Source organism: Crocinitomicaceae bacterium, assembly GCA_016708105.1.
Classification (GTDB): domain Bacteria; phylum Bacteroidota; class Bacteroidia; order Flavobacteriales_D; family Crocinitomicaceae; genus JADJGJ01.
This window is the reverse complement of record JADJGJ010000001.1, coordinates 2,554,214-2,577,780: the sequence shown is the minus strand read 5'-3', so window position 1 is coordinate 2,577,780 and position 23,567 is coordinate 2,554,214. Positions and strand designations below refer to the sequence as shown.

The 23,567-nt window shown below is 38.9% G+C and carries 19 protein-coding genes; 8 read left to right on the top strand and 11 right to left on the bottom strand.

Annotated elements, in window-relative coordinates:
- Nucleotides 1–344 precede the first annotated feature (344 nt).
- Nucleotides 345–1,586: a PP2C family protein-serine/threonine phosphatase gene (locus IPH66_11340; GenBank protein ID MBK7129944.1), complete on the bottom strand. Its 1,242-nt coding sequence runs from the start codon at nt 1,584–1,586 to the stop codon at nt 345–347.
- The gene (locus tag IPH66_11335; GenBank protein ID MBK7129943.1) at nt 1,583–2,512 is read right to left on the bottom strand and encodes a UDP-3-O-(3-hydroxymyristoyl)glucosamine N-acyltransferase; all 930 of its coding nucleotides are present in this window, start codon (nt 2,510–2,512) and stop codon (nt 1,583–1,585) included. Before IPH66_11335 ends, IPH66_11340 begins: the two co-directional genes overlap by 4 nt.
- Before the next feature lie 304 nt (nt 2,513–2,816).
- On the opposite strand from IPH66_11335, the gene IPH66_11330 reads away from it, so the two are divergent.
- Genes IPH66_11330 through IPH66_11315 form a run of 4 tightly spaced genes read left to right on the top strand, consistent with a single transcriptional unit; the run spans nt 2,817 to nt 5,970 of the window.
- A complete protein-coding gene (locus tag IPH66_11330; GenBank protein ID MBK7129942.1) occupies nt 2,817–3,821 on the top strand; it encodes an iron ABC transporter permease in 1,005 nt (334 codons plus the stop codon).
- Between the two features lies 1 nt (nt 3,822).
- A complete protein-coding gene (locus IPH66_11325; protein MBK7129941.1) occupies nt 3,823–4,518 on the top strand; it encodes an ABC transporter ATP-binding protein in 696 nt (231 codons plus the stop codon).
- Between the two features lie 9 nt (nt 4,519–4,527).
- Complete coding sequence (locus IPH66_11320; protein MBK7129940.1) at nt 4,528–5,466, top strand: GSCFA domain-containing protein; 939 nt, start codon at nt 4,528–4,530, stop codon at nt 5,464–5,466.
- A gap of 15 nt (nt 5,467–5,481) precedes the next feature.
- The gene (locus IPH66_11315; GenBank protein ID MBK7129939.1) at nt 5,482–5,970 is read left to right on the top strand and encodes a histidine phosphatase family protein; all 489 of its coding nucleotides are present in this window, start codon (nt 5,482–5,484) and stop codon (nt 5,968–5,970) included.
- Nucleotides 5,971–6,111: 141 nt separating this feature from the next.
- On the opposite strand, the gene IPH66_11310 is transcribed toward IPH66_11315, so the two are convergent.
- From IPH66_11310 to murB, 5 genes are all read right to left on the bottom strand, one after another.
- The gene (locus IPH66_11310; GenBank protein ID MBK7129938.1) at nt 6,112–6,594 is read right to left on the bottom strand and encodes a GNAT family N-acetyltransferase; all 483 of its coding nucleotides are present in this window, start codon (nt 6,592–6,594) and stop codon (nt 6,112–6,114) included.
- 1 nt (nt 6,595) lies between these two features.
- Nucleotides 6,596–7,174 carry a septum formation protein Maf gene (gene maf / locus IPH66_11305; GenBank protein MBK7129937.1) on the bottom strand — a complete coding sequence of 193 codons (579 nt, stop codon included), beginning with the start codon at nt 7,172–7,174 and terminating at the stop codon, nt 6,596–6,598.
- 48 nt (nt 7,175–7,222) lie between these two features.
- Nucleotides 7,223–7,642 (bottom strand): hotdog fold thioesterase, encoded by a 420-nt coding sequence (locus tag IPH66_11300; GenBank protein ID MBK7129936.1) that lies wholly within the window; start codon nt 7,640–7,642, stop codon nt 7,223–7,225.
- A 4-nt stretch (nt 7,643–7,646) separates the two neighbouring features.
- Nucleotides 7,647–8,120 (bottom strand): hypothetical protein, encoded by a 474-nt coding sequence (locus tag IPH66_11295; protein MBK7129935.1) that lies wholly within the window; start codon nt 8,118–8,120, stop codon nt 7,647–7,649.
- A 93-nt stretch (nt 8,121–8,213) separates the two neighbouring features.
- The gene (gene murB / locus IPH66_11290; GenBank protein MBK7129934.1) at nt 8,214–9,227 is read right to left on the bottom strand and encodes a UDP-N-acetylmuramate dehydrogenase; all 1,014 of its coding nucleotides are present in this window, start codon (nt 9,225–9,227) and stop codon (nt 8,214–8,216) included.
- 547 nt (nt 9,228–9,774) lie between these two features.
- Here murB and IPH66_11285 point away from each other — a divergent pair.
- Nucleotides 9,775–10,350, top strand: a complete 576-nt coding sequence (locus tag IPH66_11285; GenBank protein MBK7129933.1) for a SpoIIE family protein phosphatase — start codon at nt 9,775–9,777, stop codon at nt 10,348–10,350.
- A 4-nt stretch (nt 10,351–10,354) separates the two neighbouring features.
- On the opposite strand, the gene IPH66_11280 is transcribed toward IPH66_11285, so the two are convergent.
- The 4 genes from IPH66_11280 to IPH66_11265 all read right to left on the bottom strand — a co-directional run bounded on the left by IPH66_11280 (nt 10,355) and on the right by IPH66_11265 (nt 14,604).
- On the bottom strand, nt 10,355–10,813 hold the full coding sequence (locus IPH66_11280; GenBank protein ID MBK7129932.1) for a hypothetical protein: 459 nt from the start codon (nt 10,811–10,813) through the stop codon (nt 10,355–10,357).
- A gap of 178 nt (nt 10,814–10,991) precedes the next feature.
- A complete protein-coding gene (locus IPH66_11275) occupies nt 10,992–12,113 on the bottom strand; it encodes a mechanosensitive ion channel (protein MBK7129931.1) in 1,122 nt (373 codons plus the stop codon).
- 7 nt (nt 12,114–12,120) lie between these two features.
- On the bottom strand, nt 12,121–14,088 hold the full coding sequence (locus IPH66_11270) for a DNA primase (GenBank protein ID MBK7129930.1): 1,968 nt from the start codon (nt 14,086–14,088) through the stop codon (nt 12,121–12,123).
- 96 nt (nt 14,089–14,184) lie between these two features.
- Nucleotides 14,185–14,604, bottom strand: coding sequence for a hypothetical protein (locus tag IPH66_11265; protein ID MBK7129929.1), 420 nt, complete (start codon nt 14,602–14,604; stop codon nt 14,185–14,187).
- 289 nt (nt 14,605–14,893) lie between these two features.
- Between IPH66_11265 and IPH66_11260 the strand changes: the two genes are divergently transcribed.
- The 3 genes from IPH66_11260 (at nt 14,894) to IPH66_11250 (ending at nt 23,560) form a co-directional block, all read left to right on the top strand.
- Nucleotides 14,894–20,938, top strand: coding sequence for a gliding motility-associated C-terminal domain-containing protein (locus IPH66_11260; GenBank protein ID MBK7129928.1), 6,045 nt, complete (start codon nt 14,894–14,896; stop codon nt 20,936–20,938).
- A 15-nt stretch (nt 20,939–20,953) separates the two neighbouring features.
- On the top strand, nt 20,954–21,997 hold the full coding sequence (locus IPH66_11255) for a PorP/SprF family type IX secretion system membrane protein (GenBank protein ID MBK7129927.1): 1,044 nt from the start codon (nt 20,954–20,956) through the stop codon (nt 21,995–21,997).
- A 204-nt stretch (nt 21,998–22,201) separates the two neighbouring features.
- Nucleotides 22,202–23,560 carry a M28 family peptidase gene (locus IPH66_11250; protein MBK7129926.1) on the top strand — a complete coding sequence of 453 codons (1,359 nt, stop codon included), beginning with the start codon at nt 22,202–22,204 and terminating at the stop codon, nt 23,558–23,560.
- Nucleotides 23,561–23,567 lie beyond the last annotated feature (7 nt).

Below are 23,567 nucleotides of genomic sequence, written 5' to 3'. Positions count from 1 at the left end.
GAATCCACATACAAACCACATCAGCATTTTCAGCACGAAATCAGCTTTGAGAAAACGGTATTCAAAAATTCTTGCCAAGTGTAAAAAGCCTAAGATTGGTTCAGATCTCAAAAATAGTGAAATATAAGCTGAGTTCAGAATTTATCGGTCTTGTACTTTGTAGAATTAATTGCTATTCGATATTTTTTTAGATACTGATTCTTTCAAGCAGACAAAAGAAGATAAAATGGTAATCTCATGTCCTGCTGGAGCGAGCATCTCGCTCGTGCCCTAAATCCAACGCTGGTGCGAGTATCTCGCTCGTGCCCTAAAGCCACCCTGAAGCATTAAACTTCAAGATCCCCTCAGAAAATTCTGCAACTTAAAATCGCTGTATCGTCAACATACCTTCTGCTGCCTCGCCAGTCATCTAATTTTGAAAAGATTATTTCATTCAAATCTTCCATGGAGAGCGGATAAAAACTCTGAACAATTTTTGTGAGACGTTCGGTTTCAAATTGCTCATCCGCATTATTTTCTAATTCTACCACACCATCTGTGTACAATATGATGGTGGTATTATTTTGTATTTCTAATTCTTCACTTTCCATGTGCGGAATTTCATCAAGCATACCTAAACCAATACATCCTTTATTGAGAAATCTTGATGATTTACCGCGGATTAGTACAGGCCAGTTATGTCCGGCATTTACATACTTCATCTTTCTGGTTGACGCATTATATTCTGCAATAAAAAATGTAATGAATTTTTCACCGTGAGCCGAATCAAAAACCTGGGTATTCAGTTCATGAATTAATTCTTTTAAATCACGTCTACCATAGCGATACATGGTGCGCACGGTTGCCTGAAAATTAGCCATGAGCATGGCTGCTGACAGACCTTTACCACTTACATCAGCAATACAAATAATGAATTCATCATCATTCAGTTTGATATAGTCATAATAATCACCGCTCACTTTATTGTGTGAAAGATATTTGGCTGAAATATCAATTTTATGATTTGATGGAAGATTGGAAGGATACAACAACTTTTGCATTTCAGAAGCTTGTTCAAGTTCACGCTTCACTAATTCTTGCTTCACACTTTCTTTAGCCATGCGTTTATTTTCAATGGCAACTACCATGATATTGGTGAGCGTTTGAATAAAATTCAGATTGGCGAATGCCGGTTGAGGTTTGTTCTGTATTTCTCTCAAACCGCCAATTACCAAGTAAGCCAACGCTTGATCTTTATGTAAAACCGGAATCACAACATCAAATTCATTGAGAGATTTTTTGTGAGATGATTCTATTACGGTAATTTCTCTGAAGCGCAAAATGTCACGTTCAACTTGAATATCTTTCACGCCACCACGAATACCTGCTTTAAGCAAAATCTGCCAGCCACGTTGATTGGCAAACAGGATAAATTTGCGCAAGCCCAGTTGTTCGTGCAAAATAAATTGGTATAGCCGCATGAGTTCATCCACCGGCTTGTTCAGGTTAATAGTCTTAGTAATTTCAAGCAGAGAATTCAGCTTAAAATCTTTTGCTTTTAATTTGTTCTCAAGATCAAGTAATATTTTCTCAGGAACGTAGGTCATAAATTTTCTATAATACCCGGAAGTTTTCTCAGCGCTGCCATTTCACGCAACACCGTTCTTGCCTCATTGGCAGGTGATCCAAAATATGTTGCCCCACCTTCAAGACTGCGTGAAACGCCTGATTGGGCTTGAACCACGGCATGTGCGCCAATGGTAATATCGCTGGTTACTCCAACTTGTCCCCAGAGGGTGACATGATCTTCAATAATCACACAACCGGCTATGCCGACATTGGCAGCGAAGAGGCAATTTTTTCCAACCACCGTATCGTGTCCAATATGAACCTGGTTGTCAATTTTTGTTCCTTCTCCAATAATGGTATCACCTGTTACGCCGCGATCTATCGTAGTCATTGCGCCAATTTCAACACGACTTTTTAAAATGGTTCGCCCGCAGGTATGCATGCGGTGGTATCCATCTGTTTTCTTTTTGTAGTAAAATGCTGAGTGACCAATTACCGCGTTGGGACCAACAATTACATCATCTTCAATAATAGTAAAATCACAAAGCACAGCACCGGATAAGATGGTAGAATTTTTTCCAATACTCACGTTGTGACCAATACTTACATGCGGATGAATTACTGAGCCGGCGCCAATTGAAAAATTATCACCAACAGCTGATGACCACACTTTTGGAGGATTATGATGCAGGGTAATTTGATTGAATGCATCAAACGGCGTTGCAGAAATAATAATGGCTTTACCGGCCGGAATTTCTTCAACCTCTTTATCAATGATAATCACATCAGCCTTGCTGTTGAGTGCTTTTTTATAATATTTTGGATGATCCACAAACACGATATCACCCGGTTCAACTTTATGAATTTCATTGATGCCTGTGACAATCATTCCCGGATCACCAACGAATTGACAATTCAGAAAATCTGCAATTTGCTTTAGCGTTTGTGGCGTAGTAAATTTCATTTTGTTTCAGTAGTTATAGTTTTGCGCAATGTCATTGTCTTGTTTCACAATTGGAAAATATACCTGCAAAACTTAACATGTGTTTTGTGAATATGACGCATGTATACTATCCCAAAGTAAAATTACCAAACCAAGTGTCTGTATTTATAAGCACCCGGGCAGAGTTATGAACTGTGTTCTGTGAGTTAAGGCGATGGGTTTACGGTGCGAATCGCCCAAGAAATTGCGATAGTAGATAAAATGAGACCTGAATCAAATCCTGAGAGATTTGATACCTTTGTTGAGAAACCTGTTTTTACACAACGTGCGTTCTAGAAGAGATCTCATTTTACTTTTAATCTTGTTGGTATTTACTGCCGGCATTGCGTTGCTCAGTTTGATTACGGGAGATGTGTCCATACCGATGAATAAAACTATGGACATACTTTTTGGCGGGATATCTGAAAATCCATCCTGGTCATACATCATTGAAAGTCGTTTCAACCGAACTATTGCGGCACTTTGTGGTGGGTCGGCACTTGCGGTTGCGGGGCTCATTTTGCAAGTCTATTTTAGAAATCCGCTGGCCGGTCCCGGTGTTTTGGGTATTACTTCAGGCGCTGAATTAGGTGTGGCATTTGTTATTTTAGGCGGAAGTTCTGCCATGCAATTTTTTGGTAATCCCGGCTTGATTCTGGCCGGTATCTTAGGTTCATTTAGTGTTCTTGCGCTTTTACTTTTTATCTCAAAATTTATTGCCAATCCGGTTGTCATGTTGGTGCTTGGTTTAATGTTCAGTGCTTTCATCAGTGCTTTCATCAATGTGATGTTGGTATCTGCTGATTTATCTTCAACGCGCGAATATGTGTTGTGGGGTATGGGTAGTTTTGAAGGTATCTCAACAATAAATATCGTATGGATGGTTAGCTTGTGTCTGATTTGTTTTGTTGGTTCATTATTTTTGGTCAAACCCATGAATGCTTTAGTGCTTGGAGAACAATACGCGCAGTCAACCGGTATACAACTCACCCGCGTGCGCTTACTGGTTATTTTTTTTACCGGTGTGTTGAGTGCGGTTGTTACGGTGTATTGCGGACCGGTAAGTTTTATTGGCATAGCTGTGCCGCAACTCGTGCGCATGATCATATCTTCAAAAAATCATCTACATCATTTGTTTGCTTGCATTCTTTGTGGTGCTTTTCTTGCCATTCTTTCTGATTTGGTTGTGCGTGTCACCGGCAGCGCTCTACCACTTAATACTGTCACGGCATTGCTTGGTGCACCGGTGATTGTGTATACCATTTTAAAACTGAATAATCGTGTTGCTTGAGTTGAAAAATATAAAATTGAGGATTGGTGAACGCATTTTGTTCACAACAAATCATCTCTCTATTCACTCAGGTGTTGTGGCTTTAACCGGTAGAAATGGCGCAGGTAAATCAACATTCATTAAAGCTTTGCTTGGTCAGCATAAAGAATATGATGGAGACATTCTTTTTGATGGGATTTCAAATAAGAATATTCCCGGAGATCAGTTGGCAAAAAAAATAGCTGTGGTTCTTTCCAAGCCTGAATTATTTGGAGATTATAAGGTAATGGATGTTATGCTTTTGGGACGAATTCCGTACATGAACCTTGCGGCAATTCCAAAAAAAACAGATATAGAAAAAGTACATGAAATTGCAGGACTTTTGAAAATAACTGAACATCTTCATCGCAAATTTCATTCATTGAGTGATGGAGAAAAACAAATGGTGATGATTGGCCGCGCGCTGGTGCAAGATACTCCATACGTGGTAATGGATGAACCCGCCGCTTTTCTAGATGTGGTAAACCGATATGAAATTCACGCACTGCTCAGACAAATTGCTCAACGTACAAATAAAATCATTCTCACTTCTACACATCATATTGAACGTTTGGAACAAGATGCCGATTTTCTTTTGCTGATAGCTGAACAAGAAATGAAATTGTACAACCAAGCTTCAGAATTTTCTGCGGTAGTGAAAAGTGCATTTGGAATATAATACAGAGCTATGCAATTCAGAACAGAAACAAAAATAATTGCTGAACCCGGACTCATTACCTATGGCAAAAAACTTTTTTTCACGGGGTCATGTTTTGCAGATGAAATTGGGAATAGATTGACAAATTTAGGATTTGATACGTGTACAAATCCTTCCGGTATTTTGTTTAATCCTGTCTCTTTGGCTGATTATTTTTATGATGCAGTGAATTCTACTTTTGATGCTGAATTGATTGTGCAGAGAGATGATCTGTTTTTTCATTACGGATATCACAGCAAATTATTTGCACAGAGTAAACAAGATTTGCAAGATCAAATTCAGCAGATGTTGCTTCAAACAAAAGCACGTTTGCTGAGCGCTGATACCATTGTTATCACGCTAGGAACGGCATGGGTTTACAGACATACGCTTACAGGCAAAGTGGTTGCAAATTGCCATAAAATTCCGCAAAAGGAATTCACGAAAGAACTGCTTCAATTGGATGATTTGAAAAAAGTATTTTATTCATTGATTAATTTTTTGTTTGAGCAGAATAAAAATATGCGCGTGGTGTTAACAGTTAGTCCTGTCAGACATACCAAAGATGGGTTACATGAAAACAATTTGAGCAAAGGAGTTCTACATTTGTTAAGTGATTACTTAGTCAATGAATTTAAGCAGGTCAGCTATTTTCCGGCGTATGAATTGGTTTTGGATGATTTGCGTGATTACAGATTTTATAAAGAAGATTTAGTACACCCAACCCATCAGGCAATTGATTTTGTATTTGAAAAAATGGCTGATGCCTGGTTTGATGACACAACGAAACAAGCCGCTTTGGTTAAATCAGAAATCAACAAATTAAAGCGTCATCGCCCGATCACGGAGAATAAATCAGCAGAAAAAATTGTTACAAAAAAGCTGATTGAACTGGAACAAAAATTTGAATTATTGGTTAACCAGCATTAAACACGAAACTTCACGATGAAAAATATTTTCTTTTTACTTTTTTTCAGTGCCGGTCTCTTGTCTTTCTCTAAAGGAGAAAATTACACCACGTTGATACTTGTGCGCCACGCCGAAAAAAATAATGAATCAGATTCCAGTACATTAACGCCTGCCGGTTATGAGCGCGCTCAACGTATTTCCGATATGCTTGCAAATACAGATATTGCTGCTATTTACGCAACGCCTTTCATTAGAATGATTCTGACAGCTAGCCCAACTGCTGTTTCTAAAAACCTACCTGTCACAACTTATCAACCTCATGAAATGAGCGAAATAGATCAGATGGCATCCAGCTATAAAGGAAAAACAATTTTGGTCATCGGACATTCCAATACCATTCCTAAAATAATCAATCACTATACAGGCTCAGCCCTTGAGAATTTGACGTCATATACTGATTTGTTCATCCTCCACATTGCCCACAAACCCAAACTCAAAAGTTGGTATTTGCATTTGACTTATTGAGAGAATATTTACTTTTTTTATATTAGATACTGCCGGTGCGAGAGTCTCGCTCGTGCCTCTGATACCAAAAACTAAGAATAAAAATTACCCGCTGGCGCGAGTGTCTCGCTTACCACGAACGTAGAATATAGATACCCCCAATCACAATTTTTTCACCAAAAAACGATCACAAGAAAAATGTCCGGTATTTCCGAGTGGCCCGTTTATGTATTCAAATCCTGATCGTTCATAAAGTTTAATGGCTTCAAACATATTGTCAAAAGTTTCAATGTAAACCAATTCATATCCGGCTTGTTTTGCAAATTCAAGACAGCGTTTCATCAGTTCAGCACCGATTCCTTTTCCTCTTGCTGATTTTTTCAGGAACATCCGTTGAAGTTCACAGTAATTTTTTTCTTGATCAGGAATAGGAGCAATTCCGCATCCACCTAATAATTCGTCATTTTGAAACACGACAAAATAGATGGTTCCTTTCGTTTGGTATCCGCTGCTCATGCGGTATAATTGCGGATCAGCGTAGATAGTTCCCGGTTTGTTATTCCCTTGTTCTTCTAATGATTTTTTAATCACTTCAGCGAGTGCTGCATTATCTTTTTCTTCAATCAGACGATAGGTGAGAGGCATGTTAAAATTTTTTTAGCTCATCATACAATCTATGTGTGGGTAAACCCATCACGTTGAAATATGAACCTTTCAAACGGTGAATGGCGGTGAGGCCTATCCAATCTTGCGCACCGTATGAACCGGCTTTGTCATAGGGTTTGTAATGTTCAATATAATAATCAATTTCTGCATCGGTCAGCGGACCAAAATAGACTTTTGTTTTATCTGAGAAAGTTATTTTTTTTGTTTTGCTCATACAACAAACTCCGGTAACTACGGTATGTTCTGAATCAGCCAGCTTGCGCAACATGGCATGCGCATGATTTTTATCCAAAGGTTTTTCAAGTATATTTTGCTGATGAATAACGATGGTATCTGCCGTGATGAGAATTTCATTGTCAGCGAGGTCATTTAAAAAATCAAGTGCTTTTTTTTCTGCCAGAAAAACCGGAATGTCTTCTGCAGCCATGGATGCAGGGTAATCTTCCGGAATATCTCGTGTGCGCACTTCAAATTCAATTCCAAGTCCGCGTAGAAGTTCTTGACGACGTGGCGATTTAGAAGCAAGAATTATTTTTTTTCCTTTCAGGTTATCCAGCATGAGACAAAATTATCTTATGTTTTTACTCCTATTTTTTTAATCATCTACTCACTCCCAAACTTTATCAGAACGATAAACAGTTCCTTTAAAATGTGCTACCATTACGTTATTCTGATTAAAGACTTCCATTTCAAACACGCCGGTTTTGCGTGTAAGTACAAGTTGTTTTGTGTTTACGATAAGTGTGTCACCGGTATGAACACTTTTCATGTGCGAGATACTGGTTTCAATAGACATGGATTGAATACCGTAACTATTTGCAGAAAAAGCCAGGGCGCTGTCTGCCAGAGAATAGGTGATGCCACCGTGTGTTACACCAAATCCATTACACATTTCATCACGCACTTGCATGCGCAGACTGACAGCTCCGGGATTATAACTGAGAATTTCAATTCCAAGCCAGCGACTCATGTTGTCTTGACTCATCATTTTTTCTATGATTTCACGTGGGCTTAGTTTTGATTCCATAGCGCTAAACAGCTTCATTCAGTAAGCCAATGATGGCAGATGAAACGATAAAAAGTTGTGATCGCATTTCTTCATCTAGTGTGCTGCCGTCTTCATCTTCTGCTTCAAGATCTTCAACAATAAACTCTTGTAGCGCAACCTGACCAATTAGTTCTTGCAGAGGTTTGTGATTATCTTTTGAATTTATAGCATCTAATGCTTCAAGAAAAGGATCTTGAAAATCGTTGATTTGATCTTCTGTTATTTTTTCAGGATGCAGACCTTGTTGCAGAAAACTTTCATACAAAACAACAAAGTAATAAATGCTATAGGTATTAATTTCTTCATTGTCAAAGTCAATACCTGCCTGCAATACATAGTTCAACAAATCCTCTTGTTGTTCACCATAGGTGGTAATGAGCTGATCTAATTGTTCATCACTAAGATTATCAATTTTATCTAAAGCTAGATTAATGCTGTCATGTGTAATTTGAATCATAAGCGTTGGATTATACTAATTGGTGCCAAAGATACTTCATTATCGGTATTTTAGTATCAAACAGAGGACAGAAAAAGCTGAGTTGCCTAGGTGCTAAATAATATTCACTTCTCTCTCCAGTTCAACTCCAAATTTTTCTTTCACTGACTGAAGAATTTCTTCGGATAAATTAAAAATTTCTGAACCGGTTGCGCCGCCGTAGTTCACAAGTACCAGTGCTTGATTTTTATGTACGCCGCAATGCCCTGTGGTTTTTCCTTTCCATCCGGCTTGCTCAATTAACCAACCTGCCGCCAGTTTGGTGTGAAATTCACCTTCAGGATACCCAGGTATATCCGGGTAATTTTTTTTGAGATTTTCATATTGCGCCTTGAGCACCACGGGATTTTTAAAAAAACTTCCTGAGTTTCCCAATTCTTTTGGGTCAGGCAATTTACTTTTTCTGATGGCAACTACGGCATTGCTCACATCTCGCAGGGAAGGTTGACTGATGCCGGCTTTTGTCAATTCATCTTTTATTGCACCGTATGTGGTATTCAAAATCGGCTTGGTAGTTAGTTTCAACGTGACATCCAAAATAATATACAAGCCTTTTAATTCATGTTTGAAAATACTTTCTCGGTATCCAAAATGACAATCATCTTTTGTAAAAACGCGCTCTTGCTGACTTGATATTTCAAGTGCTGTTAGTTCATGAAAAACATCTTTGATTTCAACCCCATAGGCTCCAATGTTTTGCATGGGTGCTGCCCCCACACTGCCCGGAATGAGTGACATGTTTTCTATTCCGCCAAAACCTTTTTCAATGCAAAAAAGTACAAGGTCATGCCAGTTCTCTCCACCGGATGCTTTGATGAAAACAGTGTCATCTTCTTGTTTTACAATTTCAATTCCTTTCAAATCATTTTTAAGTACAAGCCCGGGAAAATTTTTTGTCAGCAATACATTACTTCCGCCTCCTAAAATTAAAAGAGGAAGTTTTTTAAATTCAGGTTGGCTTAGCATCCACTTCAATTCATGCACGGTTTGAAATGCCGCAAACACGGCTGCGTTAACGTCCATACCGAACGTGTTATAAGGTTTTAAACTGACGTTTTGATGTGTCATCTTGTTATTTTATATTCAAAATTAATTATTCATGACCAGCTTTTAAATGTGCTAGTCAGAACTTACCAACTATCACCTGTAGAGGAATTTATTTTTTCAGATGAATTTTGAAACTTCCTATATTCTTGAATTAAACGTTTGCAAGATGAATTATTTTGTCTGATTATTTAACCAATTCTTCTGATCATTTTAATATTCAACATACATGATTCTTGTCTCTTTGTATTAGATAAAACAGACTTTTTTTAAGCAGAAATTGCCTTGAAGCAAATCACACAAATTGAGATGGTATGAGTATGAAAGATGTAAAAGAATTATTGCGAACGATTAGGAACAATGAAATAGCCGTTAAAGAACATCATGATGAATTGCATTATGCGGGTATTTTACAAAGAGGATTAATGCCCCGTGATCGTCATTTCAGCCGAATTTTTTCGGACAGTTTTTTGATGTACGAACCGCGCAATCATGTCAGCGGTGATTTTTACTGGATTGGTGAAAAAACGGAAAATTATTTTTTGCCTGCGCTGACTGTACGGGACATGGTGTGCCGGCAGCTATGTTATCTATTCTTGGATATTCCCTCTTGTCGTATGCTTTGTATAATGCAGATCTGGAATCACCATCAGAAATTTTAAAAAAAGTAGATTATAAATTCATTGAATCATTTGATTTTGACGGCGCTGTTCACACAACGAATGATTGGATTGATATTTCATTTTGCGCTTACAATCCTGAAACAAAAGAACTCACGTATTGTGGTGCTAATCGAAAACTATTGGTAATTCAGGACAAAAGCAGTTATGTACTGAACGGTAACCGTTATCCATTAGGAGGTTGGCAATTGGAGAATTACAGAAGTTTTGAAGAGCACAGTATCATCATTGAACCCGGAGCATGGATATATCTTGGTTCTGATGGATTTCAGGATCAGTTTGGTGGAAATTCTCTGCGCACAGGCGGAAAAAAATTTGGCAGCAGCCGACTTCACACCTTATTGAAATCAGTTTCACAACGTACCGGGTCAGAACAAAAAATGATTCTTACTGAAGAGTATAGAAGATGGAAAAAAGGTTTTGATCAAACAGATGATATTTGTTTGATGGGTGTGCAATTATTTTGATAAATTAATTTTTATCCCAGGGATCAACTTTTTCAATGTCGCTGCGTGATACCAGCACTTTTGTTTGTTGTCCTCTTGAGTACAGTGCGTGAAAAATAACTTCTCCTTTTTTTGAATAGGTGATTTGTTCTCCGGTTTGAAAATTCATGTCAAATTGTTTTTCATCTTCTATTTGTCCGTTGTCATAAAACGAAACAATTTTGCCATGCAATTTGCCGTTAAAGAAATTTTTTGAAATTTTTACTTGTCCGTTAGGATAATATTCTTCGCATCTTCCGGAATAGCCTTTTCGTCTTTCAAAGCGCCAGAAATGATTGTACGGTGTGTCAAATGTCAGTTCAGCACAATCACAAAAAGATGAGTCAATGGTTTGGTTTTCATTGTCTGATTGACTATTACCTTTTTCTCCGCAGGCAACCAACAAACAGAGTAGTACAGTAAGAATATAAATTATTTTATTCATAAGCTTGATATCAAAGGCTGATACAAAATTACGCAAATTTAACTGCATCTCAATTTTGGTATGCTGCACATAGATTCTTTAACTTACATGTCTGATTCCCCTGCTGCGCATCACATGTAATATGCTGCGAAGGATATGGGCCTTCACTAACTCCCAATTTAGCGGATATGTATCCGCATCAAATACCCCCGCTGTTAGCTTGATGAATCACCAATTGTTTATACGGAATTACAATTTGATATTTTCTAAATTCACGTTCAATGGCAAAACGAATATCACTTTTATGAATCTCAATGTAAAAATTTTGTTCAGCCCAAAAAACTACATCTAACTCAATGCCATGATCACCAAAATTTAGACAGCGTACTTTGATTTCTTTTTGATCAGTGACATGTGGATGAGCCTGCGCGCAGCGAATCAGAATTTCTTTTACCAGTTCTAGATCTGAGCCATAAGCCACCGTAACCGGAATGGTAAAGCGAGTCAGATGACTTCCATAAGTCCAGTTGTTCACCGTTTCATGGGTGAGTTTGTTGTTGGGTACAATCAATATCATACCATCACGCGTCTCAATTTTTGATGTACGCAAATTGATTTCAATGATTTTTGCCACCACAACATTATCGTTCACAAGATTTGGAATTTCTACAATGTCACCTACTTTCACTGATCTCTCAAGAAGAAGAAAAAGCCCTGAAAAATACATGCTGAAAATATGCTGTAACCCCAAACCAACTCCAACTAATAAAAATGCGGTTGCACCTAAAAACAAGGTGAGATTCATTCCCAGGCTGCGCAAAATAATCAGTGATGCAATCGAGAAAACAATGTACTGTGAAATTTTAACGTAAACATATTGCGTACCGTGATCAAGTCCTTGTTTTTTATTTGCTGCTCTGAGCAACCAAACTTTGATTGCACTCAATGCCAAACGGGCAAATACAACCACTATGACAATCACAAAAAAGTGGTAAACTGCAATGTGAAAGGTGTCAAATCTGAAAAATTCAAATTGAAGAATGTCTTGAATATCTAAAGAAGTATTGTTAAGTCTCAAACTCTGGTAACCAATCAACACAATGACAATCCAGATAATTTGTTTAGTGAGTTTCCAAATGGCAATTTCACGCCCTTCAATGGTTACTTGTTTATCTGTTAATTTCTTTTCATTGAAATATCGTTTGATGAAACGGACGAATAATTTACCACAGAGATATAAGGCAACAAATACTACCAGATTGAAAATTGTCAAAGCAAATTCTCCTTGTTGTATAAGTGCGTAAGTTAAAAAATCAAACATGACAATCTCAAATTATAATCCGTCCCAATTTTGCGGATAAAAATATTTTCACCTGTTCTAATTTTCTTTGTTGATCAAGTAAGGTCAACATATTATCCGTTTCAGATTCAATATCAAGTCGGTCTAACTCATCTTGAATTTTTCTAATTTCAAGGCATACAATGGTGTTTTTGAGCGAATAAATTGCACTGGTAACAGCCTGACCAAGTTTGTCATGCTCACGGCTAACGCGCACTTGTTGTTCACTCCAATTTGGACTTATTTCATATTGTGCTGCAATAATATCAGCCGTGAGTTTAGCTACATCTGCATTTGGATGTCTGGTAAAATAAGATGCCTCAAGCAAGGTGTCTTCGTATAGTGAAGAGCGAAACTCATCATAGATAATTTTCATCACCGGATGCTGAAATTCAATTTCATCTGCATCAAGATCGGTAACAATATATTTAATTACACTGGTTGAACTCTGCACTTCATGCTCATTTCCGTCTTCATCATGTTCAGTATGCGTGGCAGTTAAATTGATTTTTCCATAATTCAGCAAAATGCGAATGACATCATATTCTTGGTAGAAAAGCAAATCTTCCTGACTAATGGATACCTTTTGATCAGGCGTTTCAATTGGAATATCGTACTGCACATATTGATCATCCGGTTTATTCTCAGATGATTTATTTCTTCTGATTTTGGTAATTTCAGTGATGAGCACTTGTTCTTCCATTCCAAACATAGAGGCACATTCACGTAAATATACCTGACGTTTAATTGCATCAGGTATTGCGGCAATAGAGGTGATGATATCTCTGATCATCGCCGCTTTTTTAACCGGATCTCCGGCCGCATCTTTCAGTAAAATATCTGATTTGAAAACAACAAAATCTTTTGAATTGCTTTCAATGTATGATTCAATTTCAGAGTAAGAATGTTTTTTTGCAAATGAGTCAGGGTCATCACCATCAGGAAAAAGTACCACTTTCACATTGAGTCCTTCTTCAAGTATCATGTCAATACCTCTGAATGAAGCGCGTATTCCGGCAGCGTCACCATCATATAAAATGGTAATGTTATCGGTGTATCGCTTGATGAGTTTTATTTGATCATGAGTAAGAGCAGTACCTGATGAAGCTACAACATTTTCAAGTCCTGATTGATGTAAAGAAATAACATCAGTATACCCTTCAACCAGAAAACAGCGATCATGTTTAATCATGCTGTTTTTTGCAAAATACAATCCGTATAGAATTTTGCTCTTGTTGTATAGTTCTGATTCAGGTGAGTTAAAATATTTTGCAACTGATTTATCAGATTTTAGCGTGCGCCCTCCAAAACCAAGCACTTTACCGGCAACACTGTGTATTGGGAACATCACCCTGCCTCTGAAAAAATCAAAGTTTCTTTCATCTTTTGATTTTGTCAATCCTGCTTTGACAAGATATTCTAATTTGTATCCGCGTCCTATGGCTTTTTTTGTAAATGCATCATGTTCATCCAGGCAATATCCAAGTTGAAATTTTGCAATGATATCATCTCTGAATCCTCTTTCTCTGAAATAAGATAAACCAATTGCCCTGCCTTGTTCGTGCTGATGAAGATTTTCAACAAAATTGTTTTTTGCAAATTCATTGATGATAGAAAGATTTTCACGAATTGAAATGGCAGCCAATTCTTCCTCGGTCTGTTCTCGTTCTTCTTTTATCTGAATCTGATATTTATTAGCAAGCCATCGCAGTGCTTCAACATAATTGAAATGTTCATGTTCCATTAGAAACTGAACCACATTGCCCCCCTTGCCTGAGCTAAAACACTTCCATATTTGTTTTGAAGGCGACACCATGAAGGACGGCGTTTTTTCATCAACAAAAGGACTTTTTGCTTTGAAGTTGGATCCGGCTTTTTTCAAATGCACAAAATCACCAATGACTTCTTCCACACGGGCAGCCTGAAAAATTTCATCAATGGTTTGTTTTGGTATCATGCCTAACAAAGGTAAGAAAGAGAAATTAAACCAATCTCTTGCTTTTAAAGTGGGTTGTGAACAATGACTTTGGCGTGTTGAAAGGGAAAGGAGAATTTATTTTTTCTCCCAGATTTTTACAATTTCGTTCATGAGTGGCATCAGCATTTCATGAGGATTTTTACCATCAAAACTCGCAGATGTATAGACGGTATCTTTACTTGTAATTTCAATACTGCCGAACGGGGCAGCATCGGTTGCGCGTTTATTGCTTGGCGCTTCAAGGCTGGCAATTTTTGATAAGTCTACACCTTCCATGGCTTTGGCTAGTGATGCCCATTCAGTGCTACTGGTGCCTCTTGCTGTGCGTGTGGGTTCTCCTCGGCCGGTAAAACTGATGATGGTTGAATCTTGCGTAATGGAAACTACCGTGCGCCCGGTCATTGTGGTTGATCTATATTCATACTTGGTAATGTCAAGCTCCTTGCAACTAATGAGCAATAGTGTATTGAACAGCAAAAAAAGTCCGGCTTTCATAATGAGTATTTGAATGACGAAGTTAATTTAAATTACCTTGGTTCTCAAATTTTAAATTCCGGTTGTTTAGTACATTATTAGCTTTAATAAATAGGATAAAAAATAGATCTATTCAGCAAATTATACTTTGAATGCATCAAACGTTTAACGCGTAATTTCTGTTAAAAATAATCAAATCATGAGGCGTATTGTTTGATATCTAACAGCGAATGCTTGATTTATGAGGGGTAAACACCATTGAAGCGCCTTAACACACAAGATACATTTGCATTACTCAAATTATATCCTGATGAAAACGAAAATTAGTCTTTCAACATGTTTAATGTTTTGTCTTTTTGCAATCACTGCAGTGGCTCAATCACCAAATGCATGGCAAATTGAATATTCAAAAACTGCAGCTTTCATTGAAAACAAAGGTCAGTTTGATTTGCCTGCAAGTTATTGTAATGCCTCAGATGTGGAGTATGCATGTGATCAAACCAATTTATTTTACTTTTTCTCAAAAAATGGATTGGCGATTGAACTGACATCAAAGCATAAAGTTGAAAAATCAGAACAAGAAAAGGCTGAGCGTGAGCAACGGAAAACCCAACCTTTCAATTCGCTTAAAGAGTGGCAAGATTTTGAGAATGCAGGAAATAGAATTGAATTTGAAAGAGACTTGGTTTACGCTACTTGGGTAGGTGCTAATCCGGATGTTGAATTAATTGCAGAAAATCCAAATACAGCATACCACAGCTATTCTTATTATGATGAAAACAGAAATGTATTGAGCGTAGAAAATGTGTCTGCTTTTAATAAACTCATATATAAAAATTTGTATCCAAATATTGATGTTGTATATGAATTTCACCCTCAAGGAGGTATTAAGTATTCTGTGATTGTGCATCCGGGTGGAGATATTTCGCAAGTACGTCTGCAATATTCTAAAGACATTTCACTTTTACCTGATGGCACTGTACATACGCCAACAAAACATGGAGATATAATTGATCATGCACCGGTGACTTTTTATGAAGGCGCTGAATCAACTATTCTCAACTCAAACTATGTGGTGAATGGCAATGAAATTTCATTTTATGTTGAGAACCATGATCCTTCAAAAACTTTAGTAATTGACCCATGGACTCAGACACCAACTTTTGCAACCAACTGGGATTGTGTTTGGGAATGTGAAAAAGATGCAGTAGGAAATGTGTACATCATAGGTGGGGTTATGCCTCTTCAGTTATTAAAATACAACAGTGGAGGTACGCTGCAATGGACATACAACACTCCCTATGATACCACGATGTGGCTTGGAACTTTTGCAACAGATAATGCAGGTAACTCCTATGTGACCAACGGATCAACTGCGATGATTCAAAAAGTTAGTACTGCCGGTGGATTGGTATGGAACAATTCTAGCCCCGGCGGTTTGTTCTCTTCAACTGAGTTATGGAATATTTCTTTCAACTGTGATCAGACAAAATTAGTTGTAGGTGGTACCGGTGGTTTTTTACCTCCATTACCTTATATCTACAATATTGATATGTCCAATGGAAACGTACTCAGTAGCGTACAAGTGACCGGTTCCCAACTTTTTCCCGGTCCACATGAAGTGAGGTCAATTGTCGCTTGTGAAAACGAAAAATATTATTGGATGACGCATGACTCAATTGGTTATGTAAGTGATGATTTAACACTTTGTCCAACCTTTGGAGGTACGCCTTTTCACATTGGCACGGGTTATGGCATGAACTATAAAAACGAAAACTGGAGATATAACAATTCTGGTATTGAGGCGCTGGCTTATTATGATGGTTTTGTTTATGTAAACAGAGGAAATCAGGTACACAAAAGAGATTTTAATACCGGTGCTGTGGTAGCTACGGCTACTATTCCAGGCGGCGGATGGGCAAGTATATTTTTAGGAGGAAATCAAGTTCAAAACAGTGGAATTGATGTAGATGATTGTGGAAATGTTTATGTAGGTTCAAAAAATCAGGTAATAAAATATGATGCAAACTTGAATCAATTGGCAACTTATGCAACCTCGTTTAATGTGTATGATGTGCAAGTAAGTTCAGGTGGTGAAATTATTGCAAGCGGTTCAACCGGAACAGACGGATCAAGTTCACGCAGTGGATACATTCAACAAATTACGGCAGGTGCATGTGCACCTACTACCATGGTTTGTTGTAACCCGTATGTTTGTCCTCCGGCAGATTTATGTACAACTGATGCACCTATCACGTTAACACCTGAAACGCCTGGTGGAACATGGAGCGGCCCTGCAGGGTTGAATACTTCAACCGGTGTTTTTAATCCAGCTGTTTCTGGTCCGGGTACTTTTACTATTACTTACACGTTGGTTTGTGGAACACATACATTTGACATCACGGTGTCTGATTGTTCTGTTCTTACAATCTGCGAAGAAACCAACGGAACATTTACCGTAAGTGGTGGAACAGGGCCATACACCTGGGCTAACTGGCAAGCTACTACAACCACATCTAATGACTGTGTAACCTGTGGAGGAACTGTGATCTTTGGATTTTGTACTGGTGCAACATTACCTTGTACAATAGCTACAACGGGCTATGTGAATTTTGCAACCGGAACTAATGCAAGCCTACCTGGTGGAGCAACACAAGTTCAAATTACAGACGGAACCGGAACAACCCTTGTGTTTGATCCATCTACCGTTGCTCCTTGTTCATCAACTTGTGATCCAACAATTACACCTGCCGGCCCTTTTTGTGTTACAGATGCAGCTGTTAATTTAGTTGCTGCTGAAACTGGTGGAACTTGGAGCGGTACTGGTATTACAAATGCTTCGCTTGGAACATTTAATCCGGCTACTGCGGGTGCTGGTACTTTTACTATTACTTATACAGGAACTTGTGGTTTGACAGATACCGAAACAATCACCGTGAATGCAGCAACTACTCCAACTTTTGCAGCTGTTGGTCCAATTTGTTCTGGTGCTGCATTAGCTCCGCTTCCAACCACATCAACAAATGGTATAAACGGAACATGGTCACCAGCTATAAATAACACAGCAACCACTACGTATACATTTACACCAACTGCGGGTCAGTGCGCAACAACAACTACATTAACTATCACAGTAAATGCAAACGTGACGCCTACATTCACGGCTGTTAGTCCAATTTGCTCTGGCGCTGCATTAGCTCCGCTTCCAACCACATCAACAAATGGTATAAACGGAACATGGTCACCAGCTATAAATAACACAGCAACCACTACGTATACATTTACACCAACTGCGGGTCAGTGTGCAACAACAACTACATTAACTATCACAGTAAATGCAAACGTGACTCCTACATTCACGGCTGTTGGTCCAATTTGTTCTGGTGCTGCATTAGCTCCACTTCCAACCACATCAACAAATGGTATAACCGGAACATGGTCACCTGCAATAAATAATACAGCAACTACTACCTATACATTTACACCTACAGCGGGTCAGTGTGCAACAACAACCACATTAACTGTCACAGTCAATGCAGCTGATGATGCTTCATTCACTTATCCGGCAGGTTCATATTGCCCTTCTGATCCTGATCCATCACCAACAATAACAGGCTTACTGGGTGGAACGTTTTCAATTACTGCTCCGGGTGTTATCAATGCCTCTTCAGGTATAATTGATTTATCAGCAAGCGGAATCTCTAGTTACACGGTGACATATACTACCACCGGATCTTGCCCTTCATCTGAGACATTTGCTCTTTCAATAACAACCAGTGCAGATGCCACAATTACACCGGCAGGTCCGTTCTGTGAAGATGATGCAGCCGTAAACTTAACTGCCGTTGATGCCGGAGGAACATGGAGCGGAACAGGAATTACCGATGCAACCAACGGAACATTTGATCCCGCTGTTGCAGGATCAGGTACTTTTACCATTACCTATACAATCAGCGGTGCGTGCGGCGCTTCAGATACAGAAACAATCACTGTCAACGCACTTGAAGATGCAACATTCAATTATGCATCGGGAAGTTATTGTGTGTCTGATCCAAATCCAACACCAACAATTAGTGGAACGCCTGGTGGCACATTTACAATTTCTGCTCCGGGTGTAATCAATGCATCAACCGGACAGATAAATATTGCCGGCAGTGGAACCGGTACATTTACGATCACATACACCACATCCGGAACTTGTTCTGCAACGTCAACAGCAACTGTTACTATTACAACAGGGGCAGATGCAACTATTACACCTGCAGGTCCTTTCTGCTCAAATGATCCCGTGGTGAATTTGATATCCGTAGATGCCGGAGGAACATGGAGTGGAACAGGAATTACAGATGCAGTAAACGGAACATTTGATCCCGCTGTTGCAGGGGCAGGAACTTTCACTATTACTTATACCATTAGTGGTGGTTGCGGTGACACAGATACTGAAACTATTACCGTGAATGCGGCAGGAGATGCAAGCTTCTCATACAGTGCAGCGCTATATTGTACAACAGATCCAAATCCAACACCAACAATTAGTGGAACATCTGGTGGAACATTTACCATTTCTGCCCCGGGTGTAATTAATGCAACAACCGGACAAATTGATATTGCATCAAGCGGCACAGGATCATTCACTATCACGTATAATACCGGTGGTGCATGCGCTGCCACATCAACACAAAATATTACCATTACAAGTGGAGCCAACGCTACCATCACGCCAGCTGGACCGTTCTGTGCCAACGCTGCGGCAGTGAACTTGGTTGCGGTTGATCCGGGCGGAACATGGAGTGGAACAGGAATTACAGATGCAGTAAATGGTACATTTGATCCAGCAACAGCCGGGCCGGGTACGCATACAATTACTTATACTATTTCCGGTTCATGCGGTGCAGCAGATACTGAAACCATCACGGTTAACGCCGTTGATAATGCATCGTTCTCGTATACCGGATCACCTTTCTGCGTAAGTGGCGTTGACCCACTTGCAACGGTAACCGGAACACCAGGAGGAACATTTACAATTACAGCACCTGGTGTAATTAATGTCTCAAACGGTACTATTGATTTGTCTGCCTCAGGCGCCGGAACATTCACGATTACTTATAATACGGGAGGTACTTGTCCTGCAAGTTCAACTGCATCTGTAACGATCATTTCAACAGCCAATACAACCATTACAGCAGCGGGCCCATTCTGTGAAGATGATCCATCAACCACCTTAGTGGCTGCAACACCTGGCGGAACATGGAGTGGCCCTGGAATTACCAATGCTGCCACAGGTCAGTTTGATCCCGGAGTTGCCGGCGCAGGAACACATACCATCACCTATACTATTTCAGGATCATGTGGTGGAAGTTCAACAACTACTATTGTTGTAAATCCTTTTGAAAGCGCTACTATTTCTTATGCTGCCAGCTCGTTCTGTTCAAGTGATGCTGATCCGTTCCCAACCATCATGGGTACTATTGGCGGAACTTTTACAATAGATAATGGAGGTGTCATTAATTCAACAACCGGTATTATTGATATCAGCGCATCAGGTACAGGTACATTTACTGTCACTTATACAACAGGCGGTGTATGTTTTGATGTAAGTACTTTTAATATCACTATTTCACCTTCATTAACTGCTTCAGTTGTGGATGCAGGACCATTCTGTTTAGGTGATGCTGAGGTAACTTTGAACGGATCACCGGGAGGTGGAACATGGAGTGGTGATGGAATTATTGATACCTCATTGGGAATTTTTAATCCTGACTCAGCAGGTGCAGGTACACATGAAATTATTTACACCCTTGCAGGTACTTGCGGTGATGAAGACACCATTGAAATTCTTGTAAGCGGACCACCAAGTGCGTGGGTAAGCAATGATACTACAATATTTATTGGAGATGAAGCACAACTTTTTGCAGGTGGAGGTACCAGTTATTTTTGGTATGAAGATCAGGATATCTCGTGTACCGATTGTCAGAATCCTGAAGTAGATCCTCTCAATACTACTACTTACTGTGCAATTGTCTACAATAGTTATGGATGTGCAGACACTGCATGTGTAACTATAACAGTAGATCAGAATTGTGGAGATGTATTTATTCCAAACGCATTCTCACCTGATGACAATGGAGAAAACAACATGGAGTGTGTGTATGGTCGTTGTATTGCAACTATGACTTTCACTATCTATGATCGCTGGGGAGAAAAAGTTTTCGTAACTGAAAGTCAAGATGTTTGCTGGGATGGTATGTATAAAGGTAAACCAATGAATACCGGAGTATATGTATACATTTTTGAAGCGACATTACTCACCGGAGAAGTTGTTGAGAAAAAAGGAAATATTACATTAGTAAGATAATTAAAACTGCAAAACATGAAAAATAACGTGATCAAATCTGTCATCATCAGTCTGAGTCTTTCAGGATCTGCCATGGCACAGGATATCCATTTTTCACAGTTTGATATGGCTCCGTTGCAACAAAATCCTGCACTTGCGGGTGCGCTTTTTGGTGTTGAAGCTATCGTCAATTATAAAGATCAGTGGAGAGCAATTGGAGCGCCTTACAAAACATTTGCTGTCAGTTATGATATGCGTTTGACTAAAAAAAGAAATACGCAAGGTTTCTTGTCAATGGGTGCGCATGTGTTTACAGATAAATCAGGTGACTCAGAAATGGGTACCACTATGGGAAATCTTTCCGTTGCATATCACATTCAGCTTGATGAGTACAATACATTGGGCGCAGGAATTCAACCTGGATTTTTTCAACGCAGTATTGATTTTACCGGCTTACAATGGGGAAATCAATTTGATGGAATGCACTATGATGCCTCTCTGCCAACCGGAGAAATGAGCGGAACTCAAGTGTTCACCAAATATGATGTTGGAGCCGGATTGCTTTGGACGTTCAATAATACACGCGGAGATATTTACGTAACAGATAATCATGACTGGAATGCGCACGCAGGTTTTTCTGTATTTCATATTTCAACGCCAAAATATTCTTTTATCAATACCGGTGAGCAATTGTATATGAAATTTGTTTTGCACGGTGGTTTGACAAAAAGTTTAGGTGATTCAAAAGTTGCTATCAATCCAAGTTTCTTTTTCTATAAACAAGGGCCGGCGCATGAATTATATATTGGCGCTATGTTTAGAACACTGCTCACGCAAGATAGTAAATTCACCGGTTTCAAAAGTGCATCTGCGCTTTATTTTGGTGGATACTATCGTACAAGGGATGCCATTACGTTCAGATTATTATATGAATATGCAGGATGGGGATTTGGTATCAGCTATGATGTAAATACTTCAAGCCTTAAGGAGGCTACCAATACCCGCGGTGGTCTTGAACTTTCATTAAGAATGGTGACTTCACTTTCAAATAATCTGGGAAGTAACCACTCAAGGTATTAAGATTTTTTTCATAACTAAAACGTCGGATGACAAGTTCTTCCGGCGTTTTTTTTTGTCTCTATTTGAATGATGAAATAACGCTTGTCAGTCATTTGTTTTCGTGAATAGCTATTTTCACTAACTTCGTTCTTCCCAAAAAAAAATCAATTTGTTAAATTGTTTGGCACACCACAGACAACTGGCAAATGGTAAAAAAAGTAGCACATGAAAAAATTTCTGGTAGGATTGTTTGTGATTCTGAGTGTTGGATTAAGAGCCAACACGGATTCTGTTTTTATCCGGTCAATTTATAATGAAGCGCTTGCATCAGGTGAGTGTTATGAAAATTTGCGGTCGCTGTGTAAAGATGTTGGTGCCCGGGTTACCGGTTCAGCTGAAGCAAAAATGGCTATCAAGTGGGGATTTGATTTATTGTCATCATACGGTTTTGATAATGTCTATTTGCAGGAAATTAAAGTTCCTCATTGGGAAAGAGGGAACACTGAGGCCGGCTGGATACTAAATGAACAAGGAGATTTTTCCAAGTTAAATATTCTTGCCCTTGGCGGTTCAGTTGGTACTGACGGTTTGATGGAGGGTGAGGTAATTCTGGTGGAGTCAGTTACTGATTTGGAAAATTTCACAAAGGATCAAATCAAAGGAAAAATTGTTTTTTTTAATAAGCCATTTGATCAAACACAAATATCCACGTTCAAAGCTTACGGTGCTTGTATAGATCAACGCTGGGATGGCGCCACCAAAGCATCTTTACTTGAAGCAAAAGCGGTTATAATTCGTTCTCTGGCTCAATCAACCGATGAACACGCTCATACCGGATCAATGCATTATGAAGAAGGTGTAGTGCAAATTCCGGCTGCAGCAATTAGTACAGTTGATGCGGACAGGTTGACTGAGTGGTTAAAAAATGGAAAAGTTTTTTTGAGAATGGAAATGGATTGTCGTTTTTTTCCGGATGAAATATCCTACAATGTGATTGCTGAAATGACCGGTCATGAAGATGATAAGATTATCACCTTTGGAGGGCATCTTGATTCATGGGACACCGGTGAAGGTGCGCATGATGATGGTGCCGGTATTGTGCATTGTATTGAGGCTATTCGCATTCTACACAAATTAAAGTATTACAATAATCATACGCTGCGTTGTGTATTATTCATGAATGAAGAAAATGGAAATTTTGGAGGTAAATATTATGCAGAATTGGCCAGTGAAAATAAAGAAGAACATATCTGTGCTATTGAAAGTGACCGCGGTGGATTTTTACCAATAGGTTTTGATATTCAGGGAACAACTGAACAAGTTGCCATGGTGCAAGAATTTAAAGACGTGTTATATGATTTTGAATTGTACCGATTTGAACCCGGCTACAGTGGAGTTGATATTCGTCCATTGTTACAGCATTATCCGGGCATGGTGCAATTGGGTATGGTAATCAATTCACAAGAATATTTTGATTATCATCACGCAGAGACGGATGTATTTGAAAGTGTAAATAAGAGAGAACTTGAATTGGGATCGGCCGCCATGGCAACCATGATTTATTTGATGGATAAGTATTTGTAATTCGTAT